Here is a 21,028-nt window from a genome sequence, read left to right on the forward strand (position 1 = left end):
TTAAATTTTTTATTACCATGAAAAACATGATCAACATCGAACAACTAGAAGACAGATTAGAAACAGCTCAAGCAGCTGATGCAACTTGCAAAATTATTATTGTAACACTTTAATTATTAAACTTTAAATTTTTTATTACCATGAAAAACATGATCAACATCGAACAACTAGAAGACAGATTAGAAACAGCTCAAGCAGCTGATATAACATGCACAATTATAATACCTGTATTACTGTAAATTATCTAAAACAGTAGGAGATTAATTTCTCCTGCTGTTTTAAAAAAATAAATCAAAAAGAAATAACCATGAATTTCACCTTAGCAAAAGTTAAAGAAAGTAATACAGACAGATATATTCTTCAAACCGACAGTAAATATTTTTCAATAAACGAACTGTTATTTGAAATACTCTCTGAGTATAAAACTAATACAAGTTATGAAAACATTAGCTATTCTATTAATGAAAAATTTCATCAAAGTGATTTGACGGACAGGGCATTTATAGAAAGCTCAATAGATAAGGTAAAAGAAATGATTGAAATCAGCAAAAATGATTCCCAAAAAAAAACATATATACATAACAAATTTAATATATTAAAGAATGAAGCGGGAGATAAAATTTATAATGCATTATCATTTTTATTTGAAAAAAAGACTTTTTTTATAGCATTTGTACTACTGTTCGTTGCGTCATTTGTATTTTTTTACATCAACATTATAGGATCATCAAAAATTGTAGAAAATTTTCAGGAAAGCCTTACGTGGTCAAATTTGATATTATATTACTTGCTTTTTTTTGGGATAATCTTTTTTCATGAAATAGGACATGCTACAGCTTCTTATTCTTTTGGAGCAAAGCCTAAAGAAATTGGATTTGGGATATATTTTATTTTTCCTGTTATGTATACGAACACAACAAATGCATGGAGATTAGATAAAATAAAAAGAATAATAGTTAATCTAGGGGGGATTTATTTTCAACTTATAATCAACTTTGTTCTTATGTCATTATATTATTTTTCACCTTTTCAAAATTTTTCATTATCGTTATTGATCATGAATACCGCAAGTATAATTACATCATTTAATCCTTTTTTTAGATACGATGGATATTGGATTTTTAGTGACTATTTTCACCTACAAAATTTAAGAGAGAAGTCAACTAGTTTAGTACAAAATATAATACTTCACCCTTCCAAAACCTTTAGTGAGATTAAAAATAAAAACATAAAATATTCATTATTAACCCGTTGGGTGTAATTAAATTGGTTGATTTTTGATATTGTTTATTGGTCTGTCAAAGATGAATTTATTGATATATTGAACCAATGTTAATGCTGTTATTTTTGCTAAAATTCTTGTTTTAAAACCTTCAAAAGTTTTAGCATAATTGTTTCTAATCCTGAACTGGTCGCATAGTTGTGAAAATAATGTTTCAATTCTTTTTCTTGATTTCCTAAAGATATAAGGTTGTGGCTTATAATCTTTCTGATTAGCTCTTTTTGGCGTTTCTAATTTGATATTTACAGTTTGAAACAAATCTAATTGAATGCTTTGAGACAAGTAACCTCTATCGCCAAGCAACACACAATCAGACATTTGTTGTTTTATGTTTTTCAAAAAATGAACGTCGTGAACTTCTGCTTTAGTAATATCTAATGAATGGAAAATCCCATTTATAGAACAAACACCATGTAATTTATACCCGTAAAACCAATTGTTTTGAGAAGCACAAAACCCTTTTGAAGGAGCTGTTTCAAACTCATTTTTACAGATTTTAATTCTTCTATGACGTGCAAATTTGCAAATCTCCAACGGCATACTATCCACGATGAAATAATCTTCAAATTCTAAAAAGCGAGATGCTAATTTTGTTCTTACTTCTTCTAAAAAGAAAAACAATTTTCGTCTTCGCTTATTGAACTGACTTCGCTCAATTAAATTAGATATTTGTTGCTTATTAATCTCTTTAAATAAAGAATTCTCGCTATCAATTGACATAAATTCAGCGGTTAAACTCAATGCAACTACTTCTAAATCAGACATTTTTTGTTTTCTACCGACATCCGATTTATTCTCTAATTTACAATCCAAAGAACTTATAACTTCTAAAACTCTAAAATAATTTTTCACTATATTTGACATAGATATTGGTTTGTTTTGCGACTTCAAGATACTGAATTTCAGTATCTTGACCAATATCTAATCATTCTTTTTTACTACAAATAATTACACCCAACGGGTTCATTATTATTATATTCTATAACAAATATTCTCTTTTGGGCATATGTATATTATATCATAACAGATTATGTATTCCAAAGGTTTACATCTGTAAAAATAATTTTTGCAACTGGTGACTATTTTTCTTTCGCCCTATTAAAAATTACTTTTTCAATGTTATTTATACTAGTAGGTATCTTTAATCTTATCAACAAAACAATTACTCTTAAAAATTTAAAATAATGACAACATATATAAAACAGCGAAATGAAATATATAATGAATATCTTAATTTCAATGATAATACTGATTATAAAAGCAAAATATCTAAGACCCATTCATTTAACCTTGTAAGTGCTAATCTATTTAACTTCCTTCCAGAAATAGACTTTAATCAACATCATAATTTATTTAATGAGATTACTTTACATAACCGACTGACTCATTTTGAACAAGTTCACAAGGAAGCTCTAGACTATGTGACTACCGAAAATCTTTCTATGGATACCCTTAAAATGCTTAAAGAACAGCCGTGTGTAATTTCCTCATTTCATTTTGGCTCATATAGACTTCTGAATGCGTTTTTAACTAAAAATAAAATTCCTTACACAGCTGTTTGCCCGAAAGCTATTTTGGAAAAAGAAGAAGAAATGTTTCGGGAAAATCTTTTTAGCAATAAAGACGCAAAATTTATTGAACTCGAATCTCCTGCCTTAGGATTAAAGATTATTAAAGAACTCAAAAATGGTAGAAATGTTTTCTTATATTTTAATGGATTCCGTGGAGCATTGAAAGGAAGAACTTCTGAAGATGAGAAGATTTCATTTTTGAATAAAGAAATTTATGTAAAAAAAGGTGTGGCTCATTTAGCAAATGTCGCTAAAGTTCCATTGATTACAACTATTGCATACCGAAAAAGCATCGATGACATAAGGCTTCATTTCTTTGACCCTATAATGCCAAATTTCGAGAAAAATAAAGAAGAGTACGCATTAGAAGCTACTAAACTCGCATATGATAGATTTTCTGATTTTCTGAAAAAATATCCTGGACAATGGGAGTCTTGGTTATATTTACACAAACAGGTAGAATCTAATGAGCAGTTAATTTTAACAAATCAAATAAGCAACGAAATCTTAGGAAGAAGATTTTCATTTAATACCAAACGATATGGAATTTTTAAAATATTAGAAGATTCTTTTCTATTTGATCGTTTTTCATACATAACATTTCCAATAGATAAAGATCTTCACGAATATTTAGAAAAAGTAAGTGAAGATAATAATTTTCCTATTGAAACAAAAATACAAAAACACACTCTAGAAGAACTTTATAGCAATCAGGTTTTGGTCTTCGCTTAAATTATTAAAAATGGAAAATTATTATGAAGATGAGGAACTGATTTTTAATAAAAATCCCTCAACAGAGATTAGAAACATTTGTAATATTTTGGTATTGAAAAACAAATTCTATGAAAAGCATTATGAATATAAGCCATGCAAACAAATCATCATTACAAATAGGAGAGATTAGGAATATTTCTAATACTTTTGTAATGAAACAAAAAGAAAAATAAATTAATGAAAAAAAATCTGAATATAAGCCATGCAAACAAGTTATTATTGCATTTGGGAGCGTGGCTTATATACATAACATATGTTTATCTACTAAACTTACTTACAAATAAAGAACTAAACCCCTTGTATGTTTTTGTCTATGTAGTTCCTTTCATCGGATTATTTTACCTGTTTTTAAATTGTTTCAGAATAGCAAAAAAGAATATTTACACGGGAATATTTTTTGTTATTATTCTCTTTGTTGTTTTTTCAAGTCTTGCATATCTTGTATTAATTAAATTATTTCCATATTTGGGGATTATTCTCATTACAAGTTCCTTCACAGTAAAAGCCTTTTTACAATCCATAATATTAGAGTACATAAAATTTTTTACGTATGCGTTGCTATATCATATTATAATGGAATTGATTGAAAGAGAAAAAAGAATACAAAAAATAAAAGAAGAAAAACATATTCTGGAAATTCAGAAAAAAGAGCAGGAATTGAAAAATGGAGAGCTGATTCAAAAGGATTTGCTTGCACAGAAAGAAAAAATACAATATCAATATGCCTTTCTAAGAGCCCAAATCAACCCTCACTTTCTATATAATACCCTAAATGTTCTGTTTTCACAAGCTTTGTTGTTGTCAGAAGATTTAGCTAACAATATTATGAAATTAAGCGACTTAATGAGATATTCTTTAAACAATGTTGAAACCGAAAATATGAAAGTTTCTTTACAACAAGAAATAGATAATTTAAAGACACTTATAGAAATCCACCATTTAAGATTCTCTAATTCTAAGTTTATAGATTATACATTAAATGGTGATACTGAAAATCATTTAATTCCTCCTTTGTCTATTATTACTGTTGTTGAAAATGCTTTTAAATACGGAGAATTATCAAATCCTGATTTTCCACTTATAATAAAGATAGTTACGACTTGTGACTCAATTCATTTTATATGCAAGAACAAGAAGAAAAAAAATACCGTAGAAATTCTGTCTAACAATCTGGGCTTAGATAATGTTTCTAAAAGACTAGATTTCGCTTTTAAGAATAAATATAGAATTAATATAACAAACGATGATGATTTTTATACTTTTGATCTTACGATAAAAAAATAAAACAAATGATAAAATGTATTGTAATTGATGATGAGCAGCCTGCAATCGATATAATGAAACATTATATAAGCAAAATCCCAGAGCTTGATTTGATCGGAACATATAATAATCCTCTCATAGGAATGCAGGAAATAAAGAAAAAAAATGTAGTTCTTGTCTTTTTAGATATTCAAATGGAGGAAATGACAGGGTTGGAGGTAATGAATATTATTAGTGAAAATGTGAAAGTAATTTTATGCACAGCTTATCCTCAATTTGCTTTAAATGGCTATGATTTGGATGCTATAGATTATTTATTGAAACCTATTTCCTTTGATCGTTTTTCAAAAGCTGTAAAGAAAGCATTATCAACTATTCCTGTAAATTCTTCTGTAAATAATCTCGTAACTTTGGATGAAAATCATATTTTTATAAAAACTGAGCAGAAAGGCAAGCTCATAAAAATCTACTTCAAAGATGTGTATTATATTGAAGCAATGGGGAATTACATTGCTTTTCACCAAAGCAAGAATAAAATTATGGCATATTCTACTTTGAAAGATTTAGTAGATATTTTGCCAACACATACTTTTATGAGAGTTCATAAATCCTATATTGTTGCATTGCCAAAAATAACAATGATAGAGAATGGTTTTGTAGCGTTAAGCAATGGTCACAGAATTTCAATTGGTGCAAATTACAAGGAAGTTTTTATGGCTAAATTGAAATTTAAAATGCTGTAATCTGTCCAAGCCATTAAAGATGCTAAAGAGTTGGGAATAAAATATATTACAATTATTCTTGAAAACGATGATACTCCTAAACAATTATTAGCTAGAAGTCGCTATATTATTGCTAATAAGCAAAACCAGCAAACAACAAACCAAAAGATAAGAGCTGAGAATTGTTATTTAAAAATTATCCGTTTCTGCATCAAGCTTATAAGCCCAAACTAGAGTTCAAAAACATTTATGATCAAGCCTCAAAATAAATAGCAAAATAACAAATCGTAAACTGGATAGAGAAAACTAAACTATTAAAGTTAAACGATTTTAATACTGCAACAAACAGCTTGAAATATCATTTAAAAACCATTCTAAACTTCTTTATCAAAAGGCATACAAATGCAAATACTGAATCATTTAAGTCTAAGATAAAACTTTTCAGAGCTAATCAAAAAGGTGTGCTAGATGTGAAATTCTTTCTCTTTAAAATGGAAAAAAATTTTGCTTAATCCCCAGGAAATTTATGTCACCTTAAACTACCCGTTAACCAAAAGCAACTAATCTAAAATCATTTTTTGAAATGACTTAAAAACAAAAAGTCCCTAATTGCGCAATCTCGCATGAAGGATGGCAGTGGAAATCCTTTTATGTAGTGCAGCGGAATAAAAGATTGCAACGTACCTGACGCTGCTGCAACGGAGTGGAAGCTGGGGCATGCCAAAAAAAATCCCTAATGATGACTCAAAAGGGATTGTATTTTATGTGGTTCTCGACTCCGCTCAAACTGACAGGATGTTCTTCTTGAAATACTTGTTCTCGACTCCGCTCGAACTGACAAACTATTGATCATTTCTTAACAGCCTGTTTATTAGTACAAATAACGGTTCTCGACTCCGCTCGAACTGACAGGATGTTCTTCTTGGAATACTTGTTCTCGACTCCGCTCGAACTGACAGTATTCGTTTTCTACTACAGATGAGTTCTCTACTCCGCTCGAACTGACATCGTTTTTCTGAAGAGAATTCGGACTGACAAGACTATTTTTGAAATAACTAATTGTGATTATTCAGTTTCTTCGTCGTCGTCTACTTCTTTTTCGATAGCATCTTTGTAGTCTGGGTATAAGAATTTATTGTACGGAAAACGCGTGATGTGTATGTGTCTCACGGCTTCGTAAACGCGTTCTCTAAACTCTTCAAAATTTTCTTTATTGGTTGCCGAAATAAATAGTGCGTTCTCCTCACCTACGCGACTCATCCAAGTTGATTTCCACTCTTCAAGGGTGAAATGTCTTGGTGTTTTTTCGGTCATCAAATCATCTTCATCAATAGTTAAATGTTTGTAGGCATCAATTTTATTGAACACCATGATAACAGGTTTGTCATTGGCCTTAATATCTAACAACGTTTGATTTACAGATGCAATATGATCTTCGAACTCTGGGTGCGAAATATCAACTACGTGCAATAGTAAGTCGGCTTCACGAACCTCATCTAGCGTACTCTTGAAGGAATCAACCAGCATGGTAGGCAGTTTACGTATGAATCCCACGGTGTCTGACAACAAGAAAGGCAGGTTCTTGATCACTACTTTGCGAACAGTGGTGTCTAGTGTAGCAAACAATTTGTTCTCTACAAACACATCACTTTTCCCCACGGCATTCATCAAGGTTGATTTTCCAACATTAGTATATCCTACCAAGGCAACACGAACCATAGAACCACGATTACCACGTTGTGTTCCCATTTGTTTGTCGATTGCTTTGATTTTATCTTTCAACAAAGCGATTCTATCACGTACAATACGTCTGTCCGTCTCAATCTCTGTTTCTCCAGGTCCACGCATTCCAATTCCCCCTTTTTGGCGTTCAAGGTGTGTCCATAATCCAGATAATCGTGGTAACATATAGATGCATTGCGCTAGCTCTACCTGAGTTCTTGCATAAGAGGTTTCGGCGCGTTGTGCAAAAATGTCTAGAATAAGGTGTGTTCTATCTAGGATTTTGCATTCTTCTATTATTTTGGAAATATTCTTTTGTTGCGAAGGCGTTAGTTCATCATCAAAAATCAATGTTGAGATTCCATTTTCCTTTACATACGCGTGAATTTCTTCTATCTTACCCGTACCCATAAAAGTTTTAGGGTTAGGGCGTTCCATTTTTTGTGAAAAACGCTTCACCACTTGACCGCCTGCGGTAAATGTTAAAAACTCTAATTCGTCAAGATATTCATTGAGCTTCTCTTCACTTTGATTTTGAGTTACAATACCAACAATGGCTGTTTTTTCGAAATTTAATACTTCTTTTTCTAACATATCTTTGAATAAGCTACAAATTTAATGATTTGTAAGCGACTTATTGAACTTATGTGTTTTTATTAAGTAAAAGCCGTGAAAATTGATAGTTTCTAAAGGGAAATGAACCCCAATTTATTAAGTGCTTTGTTTTTTAGCCACAGATTCACTGATTTGTTTTAATCGCTTTTATTTTAAGAAACCTGTGAAGATCCGTTCAATCCGTTTAATCAGTGGGCTAAAACCACAAACAGATCATCTATTTATTGCGGAAGTGCTTTGAGCAATGGCAAACGGATCACGCGGATGGCTACGGATAGTCACGGATTTTTTTATAATACAGATCTAGCATGTCCATTTTTTTTGCCACAGATTCCACAGATTAGCGCAGATTTATTTCTCGCAACTCTGTTTCTAATAAATCAGTGAAAACCCGTTCAATCCGTTTAATCAGTGGGCTAAAACCACAAACAGATCATCTATTTATTGCGGATGTGATTTGAGCAATGGAACACGGATGACGCGGATTGCTGCGGATAGTCACGGATTTTTCATTAGTGTAATGTTCCCTAACATATAAGTCATACAAGCAAAAACATCACAAAACTTATATGTACTTAAATGACTTATATGTTTCAAAAAAACTCCCTACAACTATAAAAAAACTTATATCTAAAAAAAGTAGAAATCCTTTTTATATAGGTCTATAATTTTTCACCATAAATTCAATGATTGCTTTTACAAAAGCTTTTAACCACATAGAAACATAGCCTGTATTGTTTTTTAAAAGAATTAGATAGCGCTTTCACTGTTCACATAGTCAAATCGTAAAACAGTATTTTATTATCTTCCATAAACTATGCTTACTATCAAAAGTAAAACGTCTTCTACGCAAAATAACATCTATGTCTCTATGTGGTAGAAAAAAGCAAATACCTTAACTCACTGATTTATTTTATATATTTTTACACCTCATAAACCCTATTGCATGACTCGATTTTTGACTTTTATTGGTGTATTACTTTTTCCCGTACTGCTTATTGGTCAAAACAACTTTGATTCATTACTCCATGAATTAGATACAACCGTGGATAATTATCAGTTGTATTCGAATAAAAAAGAAGCCAAAATAACCACCTTAAAAGACTTACTGAAATTTACCTCAACCGCTCTTCAGCAATATGAAATTGGTCAAAAATTATTCATTGAATACCAACTTTTTCAGTCTGACTCTGCTTTGGCGTATGCCCGAAAAAATTTAAAAATTGCCAGTGCACTCAACGATAGCAACAAAATCAATTCGGCTAAATTAAACTTGGCTTCCATAATGGGTACCTTAGGCATGTATAAGGAAGCCACCGATATTCTTTATAAAATAAACATCAAATCAGCTCCATCGCTTGTTAATGATTTTTACAGAGTCAACACTACTATTTACGGATCAATGTTTGACTATGCAGCTTCCTCTCAAGAAAAAAAGAGATACAATCTACTCTGTCAAAAATACCGGGACTCTACCTTACAATCTTATACAGACAAATCCAACTTGATGTCTATTGACCTTGCTAGTAAATACAATGGCAATCATCAATACAACAAAACACTTGCTTTGTTGCTGCCCTATTTTCCAAAAATCGAAAAAAACAATCCGCTAAAAGCAATTGTTGCTTATCTTATTTCGCAATCCTATCACGGGAAAAAAGATGCCCAACAAGAGAAAAAATGGCTGATCCTATCCGCGATATCCGATCTACAACTGGCCAAAAAAGAATACATTTCACTTCGTACCTTGGCCTTCATTTTATATGAAGAAGGCGATATTGACCGCTCTTATGCCTACATGAAACGCACCCTCGAAGATGCTCTTTTTTGTAACGCACGTTTGCGAACCTACGAAATTTCAAAGATGATGCCCATCATTAATGAAGCCTATCAAAAGCAAAATGAAACCAACCGTTTTCAACTTATCCTGTTTTTAATAAGTGCCTCCATTCTGTCGCTATTTTTAATGGGCGCTTTATTTATGCTTTTCAAACAAATGAAACGACTGTCAGCTGCGAAACAAGAAATAAGTTTGGCTAATAATCAACTCTCTACTTTGAATTCCGAATTGTCGATTTTTAATGAGAAATTGAATGAGACCAATAGTGCCCTTTCTGAAACCAACTTAGTAAAAGAAATCTACATTGGCCGTTACATGGACCAATGCTCGGACTATATTGGTAAACTAGAAGGCTACCGCCGAAAACTGAATGTTATGGCCACTACCGGAAAAATGAATGATCTTGTTAGTGCCGTGAAATCAAAAGAATTTATTGAAAACGAACTGAAGGAGTTCTACACTAATTTTGACCAAACTTTTTTACTGTTGTTCCCTCATTTTATTCAAGAATTTTCGGCTTTGTTAATCGATGATGAAACCACTCAATTGAAAGATGGAGAATTACTAAATACCGAATTACGTATCTTTGCCTTGATTCGATTAGGGATAAAAGACAGTGCTAAAATTGCTGTTTTTTTACGTTATTCAGTTTCCACAATCTACAATTATCGCTCCCAAATAAAAAATAAAGCCGCTGGTCCGCGCGAAGAATTTGAGGCCAAAGTAATGCTCATTGGCTCCAATACAAAAGCATAAATTTTATTTTTAGCAGACACTTTCTTTACAAATTGGAGCAAAATCCCTTTTTTAAGTTTCTAAAACCACCACTTTTTTTTATTCTACATTTTTATTAAACCATTGATTTTGTTATATTTACAACAATTAATTTCGTTTTTCATCTACTTTTTTAAAACTGAAAAAATCTTACGCCCTTAAAGAGCCTATTTTTACTTTCTGGAATTTGAAACGCACAACGCAATTGATTTCATTATAAACAACTCAATTCATCAGCAACTTCATCTTGAATTTATTGTTCTAAAAGTTTTTCTTTTTTAGCAATTTATCCTAAAACGTATTCTTAACATTGAACTATTATACAACCAAAAATTATCTACTAATCTATATTACACACAATGAAGCACTATCTTTTTTCCCTCCTGTTTGCTGTAGCGTTTTTTAACAGCGCAACGGCACAAATACTAAAATCGCCCAATCAAAAATTCCAAATGGAGTTTAAATTGCTTGCCGATGGAACGCCAACGTACAGTTTGAACTACAAAGACAAAGCTGTTATAAAACCAAGTAAATTGGGTCTGGAGCTAAAGAGCGACAAAAAAACGATGCTGTACGACTTGAGTTTCAGCACCGCAGAAACGGAGAAAAAATTACTATTCGACAAAAATTCTTTGCTAAGCAATTTTACAATTGCAGGTACTCAAAATAGCACTTTTGATGAAACTTGGACTCCAGTTTGGGGAGAAGAAGATAAGATTCGCAACCATTATAATGAAATGGCGGTTACTTTAAACCAAAATGAAACCGACAGACAAATCGTGATTCGTTTCCGTTTGTTTGACGATGGACTTGGTTTTCGCTACGAATTCCCCACTCAAAAAAACCTGACTTATTTTATAATTAAAGAAGAGAGAACGCAATTTGCCATGACTGGTGATCATACTGCTTTCTGGATTCCGGGAGATTATGATACTCAAGAATACGACTATACGACTTCAAAATTATCAGAAATTAGAGCCTTAACTGAAAAAGCAAAAACCGATAATGTTTCGCAAACTTCTTTTTCGCCTACAGGCGTTCAAACTTCTTTGATGTTAAAAACAAATGACGGCCTTTACATCAACCTGCACGAAGCGGCTTTAATTAACTATTCGTGCATGCACTTGAATCTTGATGATAAAAATATGGTTTTTGAATCGTGGTTGACTCCTAGCGCTAATGGTGACAAAGGAAACATGCAAGCACCTCAAACTTCACCTTGGCGTACCATTATTGTGAGCGACGATGCTCGTGCTATTTTAAGTTCAAAAATGACGTTGAACTTAAACGAACCTTGTAAAATTGAAGATACATCTTGGATCAAACCGGTAAAATACATTGGTGTTTGGTGGGAAATGATTACTGGTAAAAGTTCTTGGTCGTACACAAATGATTTTCCATCAGTGCAATTAGGAATTACTGATTTCTCCAAAGCAAAACCAAACGGAACGCATGGTGCCAATACACCAAAAGTAAAAAGCTACATAGATTTTGCTGCAGCAAATGGTTTTGATGGTGTTTTAGTCGAAGGCTGGAATATCGGTTGGGAAGACTGGTTTGGTCATGCCAAAGACTATGTTTTTGACTTTGTAACGCCTTATCCAGATTTTGATGTTAAGGGAATTCACGCTTACGCAAAAGAAAAAGGGGTAAAAATGATTATGCATCATGAAACTTCGGGAGCGGTGCGTAATTACGAGCGCCACATGGACAAAGCGTATCAATTCATGAAAGACAATGGATATGACGCTGTAAAAAGTGGCTATGTGGGTGATATTTTACCAAAAGGTGAAAATCATTACGATCAATGGTCAGTGAACCACTATCAATACGCTATTGAAAAAGCAGCCGAATATAAAATTATGGTCAACGCACACGAAGCCGTGCGCCCTACAGGAATATGTAGAACGTATCCTAACTTAATAGGAAACGAAGCTGCAAGAGGAACAGAATACCAATCATTTGGTGGGTCTAAACCCAATCACGTTACCGTATTGCCTTTTACACGTTTGATCGGTGGACCAATGGATTATACTCCGGGAATATTCGAAATGGATTTATCAAAACTAAATCCTGATAATAAGTCACGAGTAAATAGTACCCTTGCTAATCAATTGGCTTTGTATGTAACCATGTACAGCCCATTGCAAATGGCAGCTGATTTACCTGAAAATTACAACCGCTTTCTAGATGCCTTTCAGTTCATAAAAGATGTCGCTATCGATTGGTCAGTAAGTAACTATCTAGAAGCTGAACCAGGACAATACATTACTGTTGCCCGAAAAGCCAAAGGAACTAACAACTGGTTTGTAGGGAATGTAAATGGAAATGTTGCTCGTACGTCCAACATTGCATTTGACTTTTTAGAAAAAGGTAAAAAATACAATGCTACAATCTATGCTGACGCAAAAGATGCAGATTACAAAACAAATCCGCAAGCGTATACCATTCGTAAAATGACGGTAACAAGCAAGTCTAAATTGTCACAATTATCAGTTCCAGCTGGAGGTTATGCGATTAGTTTGATCGAAATTAAATAAAAAAATATGCTATAAAAAAAAGGGCAGTTCATGATGAACTGCCCTTTTTGCTTTTTATACTAAACTTGATTTAGTTTACTTTGATCAATTTCACATCAAACAGAATAACAGAACCTCCTGGAATTGGTCCCGTTGCATTGTTTCCATACCCTAAATGAGCAGGAACTAAAAGAACACCACTACCCCCTTCTTTAAAATAAGGAATCCCTTCGGTCCATCCTTTTATCACTTGGTTCAAACCAAAAGAAATTCCTGAAGCATCACTTTGGTCAAAAACGCTTCCGTTTGTAAAATATCCTTTGTAAGCTACAGTCACATTTGATGAAGCTGTAGGTTGTTTACCTGTTCCTGGCTCGTTGATGATGTAGTATAAACCGCTGTCTGTTTTAGTAGCAGTCAACTTGTTTTTAGCAACATAATCAACAATTTCTTGATCGTTTTTAGCAACATAATCGATTGTTTCTGTTGGCGTTACTACAGCATCATCTTGTTTACAAGAGATAAAAAGAGTAAAAATTAATGCAATTAAAGTGTATTTCATGGTAATTTTTGTTTTTAAAAAGGCAAATATAAACATTTCGGCAATTCTCCTTTAAAAAAATCATTAATCCCCATACACCTGAACATCATCTACTTGAAAAGCGCCGTCCAAGGACAGGTTTTTTCCAGAACCAATATATTTAAAAGCAATGTTGATTTTCCCTTTGTACGAGGACAAATCTACACCCCCACTGCCTACAAATTGATACCAAGGCGTGGCTTGTTTGGGTAGGATTACCTTCACTGGAATCCAAGTTGCTTTGGTTACATTGAGTCCGTCAAAATTAGTAGAAACATATACTTCGAGTGTATTCAATGGAGAATCTACATCAAGATGGTGCTGGGCTGTTCTAAAACTAAGCAATTCATTAGTATGCGTATCCATATCTATTTTTGGAGAGATCAACCAAGCAATATTAGAAACCACTTTAGTCCCGCTTATATTGAACTCGGCGTAACCGTTGCCCGAGTAAACCGTTCCTTTCCAGAAAAGCGTCCCACTTTGCACAATATTTGCCCAGCCTGGTAAACTTAAATTGGACTTATCTACTACCGCATGGAAATCTTCTAGAAAAAACGGCACATTACGATTGCCCGCCATCACCAGATCGTTTTCGGATCGGGCTACTAATTGGTAATCAGATCCAAATTTGGTTAAAATACCTCTTACTTTTCCTTTGCCTGTTGGTACTAATTTAGCGGCAAAATCAGCGTAACTGCTCGTCCGGAAAATAACTTGATTTCCCTGTTTATCCGTCAAATTCCAGTTGGTCGCTCCTCCTATATTGTTGGCTTCTTCAAAATAATGACGGCCAATAGCAGCTTCTGTAAATTGAACATCCGACAGCTCTACCAGTGTATTCAAATTAGCATCTTGCAACAAATCAGGAATTGTGATGGCGCGCACTAGCTTGTCTTCGGTGACGGTAGTGCAAGAAGCATTGAGCACATTTTTATAATCGTTTACAGACAGCCTACCTACGCTGCCTTCATTGTAAGTATTGACATAAATGCCCCCAATCCGTAAACTGCCGTAGTTGATATCTGTATATTGATTTTTTAATTTTACATACACTTTATTCCCTATCCGATAATCAACATAGGTATTAGTCGCATCAACAGGAACGCTAAAACCTATGGCTGGTGTTGTGGATGTAGCCAATGTTTGAAGGGAGATGGTTTTAAAAAAATTACCGTGCTCTTCTGTCGAAATGACATAGGCTTCAATAATATCATCGTACAAATATTGCGTAACAATTGCTCCTGCAGTAGCGTGTACCGCAGCAACCGACTTGTTAACAACAAAATCCGGTTGATTACAACTTAATTTCGGGACAGTAACACCATCATTTGCGCAAGCGCTTACTAGTATTATCAACATAAAAACGGAGGTGATTTTAAATAAAATTGCTTTCATAAGGGTACTTTATTTAGTTATAAATTGAGACTGAGGTTTACAAAATAGGTTCGGCCGTAGCCATAAAAATATTTATTGCCAAAGGAGGGCGTTCCGCTAGAAACGTCTTGATTGATTTGTCTATAATTGCCATTTCGTGCTTGTTCGTAACCGCCCGTTTTGTACTTGATATCTAAGGCATTATTGACACTTACAAATAGACCCAAATATTTTCCTTTAATGCGCCACGACTTCCCTCCTGTGAAATTCAATAATAGCAAAGGATCCAGTTTTTCTTGTTTTAACAATACCGCTGCTCTTTCTTCGGTTGCTTCGGGAAACGGGAAACCGCTAGTTGGATTAATGTAAAACCGATTCGTTCGTGTAATAGGCGAAACATCAATATAGGTTTCGGCCAGGTAATTGATATTGGTCCCAATCCACCAATATTTAGGATCGCGGTATTCTAGGCCTAGTGCAATTGCTTGTTGTGGCGTTCCTGCTTGCTTGTAGTTTTTTAATAAGGCTGTGCCAAAATCAAAGGTAGGTTTTGCGTTTTCTACCGTGGCAACTGCATCGTTGTTTATACTTACATTGGGATTACTATCGAAAGTGTACCGTCCGTAGCCAGCTGATAAACTGGTTTTAATGGTGGCTGTTACTTGGTACTCAAAACTAAACTCGGCACCTATATTCTTTTTATTTAAGTGTGATAAAGTCTGACTCACAAAAGCGTTTGTATTGTTGTAGCCGGCACCATTATCAAAAATACCTTCGGCATAGAAGAACGATGTACTTGTTGCGTCTTTTATTGTGGTATAAAAGCCCGTGATTCTAGCTTTTACTTTTGGAGTCCGAAACAAATAACTCGCATCGAGACTGTTAATATTCTCACTTTGTAAACCGTCAACGATGGAATTATTCAGGCGCGCATTGGGAAAAGTATTTCGAATGGTGGGGGCTTTGGTCAAATGTGCCGCATTGAAAGTGATCATTTGTTTGCCTGATATTTTATAAGTTAGTCCACCCTTGAAACCAAAGTTCTCAAACTGTACTTTTTCGCTTTTTCCAAAAGAGATCGTTTCGTAAATACCGTTTTTATACAAGCCTTCTCGTTGGTAATTAGTACTCGAAAAAGACTGCGCTAAATAGAAATCGGCTTTTTCATAATTGAACTTAAATTGCGTAAAAGCCTCCAATGTATTGGCTTCATACTTATAATTGTAGCCATATAAATCGCCTACGACTACTTGGCGGTTGGGATTATTCAAATCTGATTGTGCCTGATTCCCTTTGTAAAAAGCATCAATATCCTGAAAATAAGTCCCGCCTAATAAGTCTAAAAGCTTTTGATAATTGTGTGATTTCAAATTACTAAATGAGGCTCCTGCATTTAAAATAAGGTTTTCACTCAGCTGGCTACTGAAATTAGTAGTTGCAGTGATTGTTTTATCATCCGTTCGATCTTCGTACAAAACATAATGACTTTGTGCTGGTTCGTAACCCGTTATCGTTCCATTATTACCCAAAATAGGCATTTGATTCGCTCTATACATTGCTTCCCAATTGATTTGTGGTTGGGTAAGAAAGGTGGCTTTACTTTTCTCGGCATTGTCAAAATCTGGGGTAAAAGCGCCCGAGAATTCCCCTTGGTCTGGCGCATACAAAGACGTATAATAAGAAGGTAGGTTTCTAAAATAAGTGGGATCAGGACTATTGGCATTTTGATAGTCGATATTTGTATTTCCTATTTTTCCAAACTGATACATCAAACTGGTATTTAGATTCGAATGGTCATTTATTTTGAAATAATGATTGAGCATCAAGATGGGCTCTTCGATGGTTTTTGTACGAGCATTTCGTATTTTCCCCTCTTGGTAGCCCCAATAGGAATTGTATTTCTCTGACGTTAGCTGGGTAACCTCGGCAGTATTGGGTGAATTTTTCCCTCGGGAATTGGGGGTGTAAAATCCAGAGAAATTTAGGGAATGCTTGTCGCTTAACTTTTTTTCAACACTCATAAAAAAAGAATTGGCATCATAGGGTGTTCCTTCAAAATAGCCTTCTTGAGCCAATCTCTTTCCTGCCGAAACCACAAATGCCCAACCACTGCTCCCCATGCCCGAGGCATACGTGCCCATGGTGCGCCAACTGTAATTAGAGTTGGTTCCTGAAAAAGTGACGCGCAAGCCGGGTCTATAAATGGAAGCGCGCGTATTGATTTCTTGGGTTCCAAGAATGCCTCCAAAACTATAATCAGATGGAGCGGTCCCGATGGAGAATTCTTGATTTCGGGTTGCGTCATTGAGTCCGCCCCAATTGTTCCACTGTGGCCGGCCGTCATAACGCTTGTTCATGGTTACGCCATTAATCATGGTGGTTGCGTTCTCACTATCCAACCCCCGAATGCGAAAGCGGGCTTGTCCCCAATTGAAAGCGGCGGCTTGCTGAAAAGCGTCTTTGGAGGATTGTAGTAAACCAGAAGTGCTTTCGGAACCGCTGTTGTCATCGGTTAGGTCGTTTTCGAATAACCGAATTACGCTCACTTGTAAATCGGTGATTTGATCGTCGTCTAGGAATACATCCCCAAGGTTGGTGGTTTCATTTTCGACAATTGTCACCGGAAAGAGTGCGTCCTTGAATCCTTGACTTTTAATAAATAACAATTGTTCACCCGCTGGAACCGACTGGAAAATAAATTCGCCGTTGGCGGTGGTGAGTTGCATTAAAGTGGTGTTTTGAACCGTAACCACGACGGAAGCTAGTGGCATTTGTGTTTTGGAATCCAATACCCGTCCCGAAATGCCGGTTTGGTTTTGAGAAAAAACGAATCCTAGGTGAAAAATAAAAAAAAGAGTGAGTAGTGCTTTTTTCATAAATACCGCTTTTGATGGTTATAGTTCAATGGTTCCCAAATGACTTTTAAAGAATTGGGACATCGCTAAAATGGATGTAATTGTTTGTGCTTTTGCAGGACACGCATTTTTCCAAAGGGGAAGCGTACAACAAAAAACCTTTATTGTTTTTGGAACAATTATAAAAAACTATAAAACTGTGGTATTGAGTAACTTTGTAAAATATACTTTACGAAAATATTTTTTAAATGTAATTAAAATAGTGTTAAGTTGTTCATTGTCAGTTAAAAAAAATTACGAGCTTTCTGACAGCGGTTTTTATGGATAGTAGCCTTCGGTTTAGCCGTTGTTGTGCGTACTATACCCTATAAATAATCCCGATAGCAGCAAGTATCCTTTATAGCGGCCCGTTTTTTAGGGCAACTATAAAGATACTGCGTATAGCGGGACTGGTCTTTATTGTAAAAAAATGTGGTTTCTATTTCTAAAAAAAAACTATTGTATGGCCTTGATTCTTGACACCATAACGGTGATTAAGATTCCAAAAACGCCAATGAAGGCAAAGGAGAAACGCAATCCTGCCAGCTCGGCAATGTACCCAATTACAGGTGGTCCCATTAAAAACCCGAGGAAACTTACACTAGAAACGATGGTTAATGCCTCACCTGGTGGCACGCTGGCATTTTTACCCGCGATGCTGTACAATGTGGGTACGATGGTGGAAACACCAACTCCTACAAACATAAATGCGATGGTGGATGGGATGATGAACGGGAAAATTACAGCCGTGAATAAACCGGCTGATATTAATAAACCGCTGATTTGAATGACGGGTTTACGGCCAAATTTATGGATCAATCCGTCACCTAAAAAGCGTCCGCCGGCCATCATAATCATAAAGGAGGTGTAGCCCAGGATCACTAATGGTCCCGGTGCGTGAATGACATCTTTGAAATAAACACCGCTCCAGTCAAACATTACTCCTTCGCTGGCCATACAACAAAACCCGATAACGCCTAACCAAATTAGGGCACTGTCTGGTTTTGTGAATAATTTTTTCTTTTTGGTTTTGGGTATTTCTTTGGCTTTTATTAAAAATTTGTAGTTGAAAAGCAAGATTAAAAGGACTACTGCTCCCACAATTACAAAATGGTGAAAGGGCGTTAGTTCTAGCGCTAGCATCCCTAATCCGACTAAGGCACCTGTGAATCCAGCAAAACTCCACATACCATGAAATGAGGACATGATGGTTTTTTTGAAAAGTACTTCGGTATAAACGCCTTGGGTGTTGACCGCGATATTATTAAGATTTCCAAAGACGCCAAATAAAAACAAGGCCAGTGACAATTGCCATGAGGTTGTTGCTAGCCCCAGATTTGCCAAGCTTAACACATATAATATCGAGGCGATTATCAAAATACGGTGGCTTCCAAAACGGGTAACTAACTTACCTGAAAAAGGCATAATTAGCAATTGCCCCAGAGGAACGGCAAATAAAATGGAACCCAACTCGGCTGAGCCTAAATCTAAAGCGGTTTTTATATCTGGGATTCGGCTGGCCCAAGTGGCGAAACACAATCCCATTCCGAAGTAAAAAGAGGAAACAGCCCAACGGATGCGATTAAGATAAGAGATCTTAGCATTTTGATAGGTTTTTTTGTATTTTCCTTTGGCTTTAAACTTGGATATAAATCGTAATTGAATCAAAATGAGACAGTTTTAAATTAATGGACAAAAGTACAAAAAGCAAGGGTTCGTTGGTTTTAAAACTATAATTGTTGCTAGATTACAACGTTATTGTTTATAAAATCAGGATTGTTGCGGATGCGCTCTGGGCAATGGCACACGGATGACGCGGATTGTTACGGATAGTCGCGGATTTTCTTCTATAATCTGGATGCAGCAAGTCTATAAATTTTTACCGCAAATTATTCCCATTTAAACAAATAAGTCATCTAAGTAAGGAAGAACAAAACTTATATCAACTTAAACAGCTTCCAAACTTCAAAATTAACTGCTACCATTAAAAACTTAAATGACTTTATGTGTTAAAAAAACTGTTACAGCTCAATTACTCGCTTCTCGCTACTACTTTGAATAGCTGCTTCAATAATTTGCATGACACGCACCCCATCTAAAGCAGGAACTGGTTCGACTGTATTGTTCACAATGGAATTGTACATCCCATCAAAAAAGCTGTAATAATTGCCTTGCAGCGTAGGGATTTTTCCGTGGATTATTTTTCCATCTATTTCTGTGTGTATAGTCCCTTCTTTATCTAATGGTTCAGTGCCCCAGCTGTCAAGATTGGGTTTCTTTCCTGTTTTTAAATAATCTTCTTGCACATCGCCTCTGGGTTTTAAGAAAGAGCCTTTTGCCCCATGAAGCTGATAAGCAGGAATGGCTTCTCGCACAAAAAAACTTGCTTTTAACCGTACATTCTTGGTGGGATATTGCAACTGCATATCGATCCAATCATCAACTAGAGAATTTTGTCTGGTGGTTCGAACGCTAGCACATACAGCATTTGGAAAACCAAACAAATACAATGCTTGATCGATTAAGTGCGGTCCTAAATCTTTTAATATTCCCGCGCCAGAATTGGCTGTTTCTTTATGCTGCTTCGGACTCAATAGCGGATTGTAACGGTCAAAATGGAATTCGGCTTCCACAATTTCTCCTAAGCTGCCGTCTTCCAGAACTTGTTGCACTGTCTTTAAATCACTGTCCCAACGGCGGTTTTGAAAAACGGCTAGCTTCAATCCCTTTTCTTGGGCAAGCGTCGCTAGTACCTGCGCTTCGGCAACGGTGGTGGTAAATGCTTTTTCGACTATAATATGTTTTCCGGCTAAGAGCGCTTTTTTGGCGTACTCAAAATGGGTTGCTACCGGAGTATTCACAATAATTAATTGCGCATCTGTTGCCAGAACAGCCTCCAGTGTTGGATAACTTACTACCGCGGGATAATCTTGTTGTATTAATTTTTTAGTTCGCTCCCATGAACCCATCAATTCAAATCCGGGATGAAAGTCTATAAATGGTGCATGGAATACTTTACCCGACATTCCGTAGGAGAGTAAAGCTGTTTTTATTTTTTGCATGGTATGGATCTATTTGTCAAATCGAGCGGAGTC

Annotated in this window: 14 protein-coding genes and 1 CRISPR repeat array; of the genes, 7 read left to right on the plus strand and 7 right to left on the minus strand. The window is 35.0% G+C overall.

Going from position 1 to position 21,028, the window contains the following annotated elements:
• Positions 1-307: 307 nt before the first annotated feature.
• On the plus strand, positions 308-1,261 hold the full coding sequence (locus H8R24_RS11380) for a zinc metalloprotease (RefSeq protein ID WP_187019133.1): 954 nt from the start codon (positions 308-310) through the stop codon (positions 1,259-1,261).
• Here H8R24_RS11380 and H8R24_RS11385 read toward each other — a convergent pair whose 3' ends face one another.
• Positions 1,262-2,146, minus strand: a complete 885-nt coding sequence (locus H8R24_RS11385) for an IS982 family transposase (RefSeq protein ID WP_394354174.1) — start codon at positions 2,144-2,146, stop codon at positions 1,262-1,264. It lies immediately after the preceding gene.
• 320 nt (positions 2,147-2,466) lie between these two features.
• Between H8R24_RS11385 and H8R24_RS11390 the strand changes: the two genes are divergently transcribed.
• The 4 genes from H8R24_RS11390 (at position 2,467) to H8R24_RS18185 (ending at position 6,124) form a co-directional block, all read left to right on the plus strand.
• Positions 2,467-3,585, plus strand: coding sequence for a lysophospholipid acyltransferase family protein (locus tag H8R24_RS11390; protein WP_187019135.1), 1,119 nt, complete (start codon positions 2,467-2,469; stop codon positions 3,583-3,585).
• 615 nt (positions 3,586-4,200) lie between these two features.
• Complete coding sequence (locus tag H8R24_RS18075) at positions 4,201-4,911, plus strand: sensor histidine kinase (protein ID WP_187019138.1); 711 nt, start codon at positions 4,201-4,203, stop codon at positions 4,909-4,911.
• A gap of 5 nt (positions 4,912-4,916) precedes the next feature.
• Entirely contained in the window at positions 4,917-5,633 is a 717-nt protein-coding gene (locus tag H8R24_RS11400) for a LytR/AlgR family response regulator transcription factor (protein WP_187019140.1), read from the plus strand.
• A gap of 275 nt (positions 5,634-5,908) precedes the next feature.
• Entirely contained in the window at positions 5,909-6,124 is a 216-nt protein-coding gene (locus tag H8R24_RS18185; protein ID WP_317172580.1) for a transposase, read from the plus strand.
• 256 nt (positions 6,125-6,380) lie between these two features.
• Positions 6,381-6,619: a CRISPR direct-repeat array (repeat unit 25 nt; unit sequence GTTCTCGACTCCGCTCGAACTGACA).
• 58 nt (positions 6,620-6,677) lie between these two features.
• Here H8R24_RS18185 and hflX read toward each other — a convergent pair.
• Positions 6,678-7,928 carry a GTPase HflX gene (gene hflX, locus H8R24_RS11410; RefSeq protein ID WP_187019143.1) on the minus strand — a complete coding sequence of 417 codons (1,251 nt, stop codon included), beginning with the start codon at positions 7,926-7,928 and terminating at the stop codon, positions 6,678-6,680.
• Between the two features lie 967 nt (positions 7,929-8,895).
• On the opposite strand from hflX, the gene H8R24_RS11415 reads away from it, so the two are divergent.
• Together H8R24_RS11415 and H8R24_RS11420 are read left to right on the plus strand one after the other, a co-directional pair.
• Positions 8,896-10,545 carry a DUF6377 domain-containing protein gene (locus H8R24_RS11415; RefSeq protein WP_187019145.1) on the plus strand — a complete coding sequence of 550 codons (1,650 nt, stop codon included), beginning with the start codon at positions 8,896-8,898 and terminating at the stop codon, positions 10,543-10,545.
• 377 nt (positions 10,546-10,922) lie between these two features.
• Positions 10,923-13,103, plus strand: a complete 2,181-nt coding sequence (locus H8R24_RS11420; RefSeq protein WP_187019147.1) for a glycoside hydrolase family 97 protein — start codon at positions 10,923-10,925, stop codon at positions 13,101-13,103.
• A gap of 70 nt (positions 13,104-13,173) precedes the next feature.
• Here H8R24_RS11420 and H8R24_RS11425 read toward each other — a convergent pair whose 3' ends face one another.
• From H8R24_RS11425 to H8R24_RS11445, 5 genes are all read right to left on the minus strand, one after another.
• Positions 13,174-13,644 carry an FKBP-type peptidyl-prolyl cis-trans isomerase gene (locus H8R24_RS11425; protein WP_187019150.1) on the minus strand — a complete coding sequence of 157 codons (471 nt, stop codon included), beginning with the start codon at positions 13,642-13,644 and terminating at the stop codon, positions 13,174-13,176.
• A 63-nt stretch (positions 13,645-13,707) separates the two neighbouring features.
• Positions 13,708-15,060 carry a DUF5689 domain-containing protein gene (locus H8R24_RS11430; protein WP_187019153.1) on the minus strand — a complete coding sequence of 451 codons (1,353 nt, stop codon included), beginning with the start codon at positions 15,058-15,060 and terminating at the stop codon, positions 13,708-13,710.
• 17 nt (positions 15,061-15,077) lie between these two features.
• Positions 15,078-17,915 (minus strand): TonB-dependent receptor, encoded by a 2,838-nt coding sequence (locus tag H8R24_RS11435; RefSeq protein WP_187019155.1) that lies wholly within the window; start codon positions 17,913-17,915, stop codon positions 15,078-15,080.
• Between the two features lie 474 nt (positions 17,916-18,389).
• Entirely contained in the window at positions 18,390-19,601 is a 1,212-nt protein-coding gene (locus H8R24_RS11440; protein ID WP_187019158.1) for an MFS transporter, read from the minus strand.
• Positions 19,602-19,954: 353 nt separating this feature from the next.
• A complete protein-coding gene (locus H8R24_RS11445) occupies positions 19,955-20,995 on the minus strand; it encodes a Gfo/Idh/MocA family oxidoreductase (RefSeq protein ID WP_187019160.1) in 1,041 nt (346 codons plus the stop codon).
• Positions 20,996-21,028: the final 33 nt, after the last annotated feature.

Origin of the sequence: Flavobacterium muglaense (genome assembly GCF_014305155.1) — a bacterium.
Lineage (GTDB): Bacteria > Bacteroidota > Bacteroidia > Flavobacteriales > Flavobacteriaceae > Flavobacterium > Flavobacterium muglaense.

Excerpts from the sequence above, each read along its gene's own strand:
- H8R24_RS18075 (WP_187019138.1), top strand. The coding sequence starts at position 4,201 with ATGGAATTGATTGAAAGAGAAAAAAGAATACAAAAAATAAAAGAAGAA.
- H8R24_RS11420 (WP_187019147.1), top strand. The coding sequence starts at position 10,923 with ATGAAGCACTATCTTTTTTCCCTCCTGTTTGCTGTAGCGTTTTTTAAC.
- H8R24_RS11435 (WP_187019155.1), bottom strand. The coding sequence starts at position 17,915 with ATGAAAAAAGCACTACTCACTCTTTTTTTTATTTTTCACCTAGGATTC.
- H8R24_RS11445 (WP_187019160.1), bottom strand. The coding sequence starts at position 20,995 with ATGCAAAAAATAAAAACAGCTTTACTCTCCTACGGAATGTCGGGTAAA.
- H8R24_RS11385 (WP_394354174.1), bottom strand. The coding sequence starts at position 2,146 with ATGTCAAATATAGTGAAAAATTATTTTAGAGTTTTAGAAGTTATAAGT.
- H8R24_RS11425 (WP_187019150.1), bottom strand. The coding sequence starts at position 13,644 with ATGAAATACACTTTAATTGCATTAATTTTTACTCTTTTTATCTCTTGT.
- H8R24_RS11390 (WP_187019135.1), top strand. The coding sequence starts at position 2,467 with ATGACAACATATATAAAACAGCGAAATGAAATATATAATGAATATCTT.
- H8R24_RS11415 (WP_187019145.1), top strand. The coding sequence starts at position 8,896 with ATGACTCGATTTTTGACTTTTATTGGTGTATTACTTTTTCCCGTACTG.
- hflX (WP_187019143.1), bottom strand. The coding sequence starts at position 7,928 with ATGTTAGAAAAAGAAGTATTAAATTTCGAAAAAACAGCCATTGTTGGT.
- H8R24_RS11430 (WP_187019153.1), bottom strand. The coding sequence starts at position 15,060 with ATGAAAGCAATTTTATTTAAAATCACCTCCGTTTTTATGTTGATAATA.
- H8R24_RS11400 (WP_187019140.1), top strand. The coding sequence starts at position 4,917 with ATGATAAAATGTATTGTAATTGATGATGAGCAGCCTGCAATCGATATA.
- H8R24_RS11380 (WP_187019133.1), top strand. The coding sequence starts at position 308 with ATGAATTTCACCTTAGCAAAAGTTAAAGAAAGTAATACAGACAGATAT.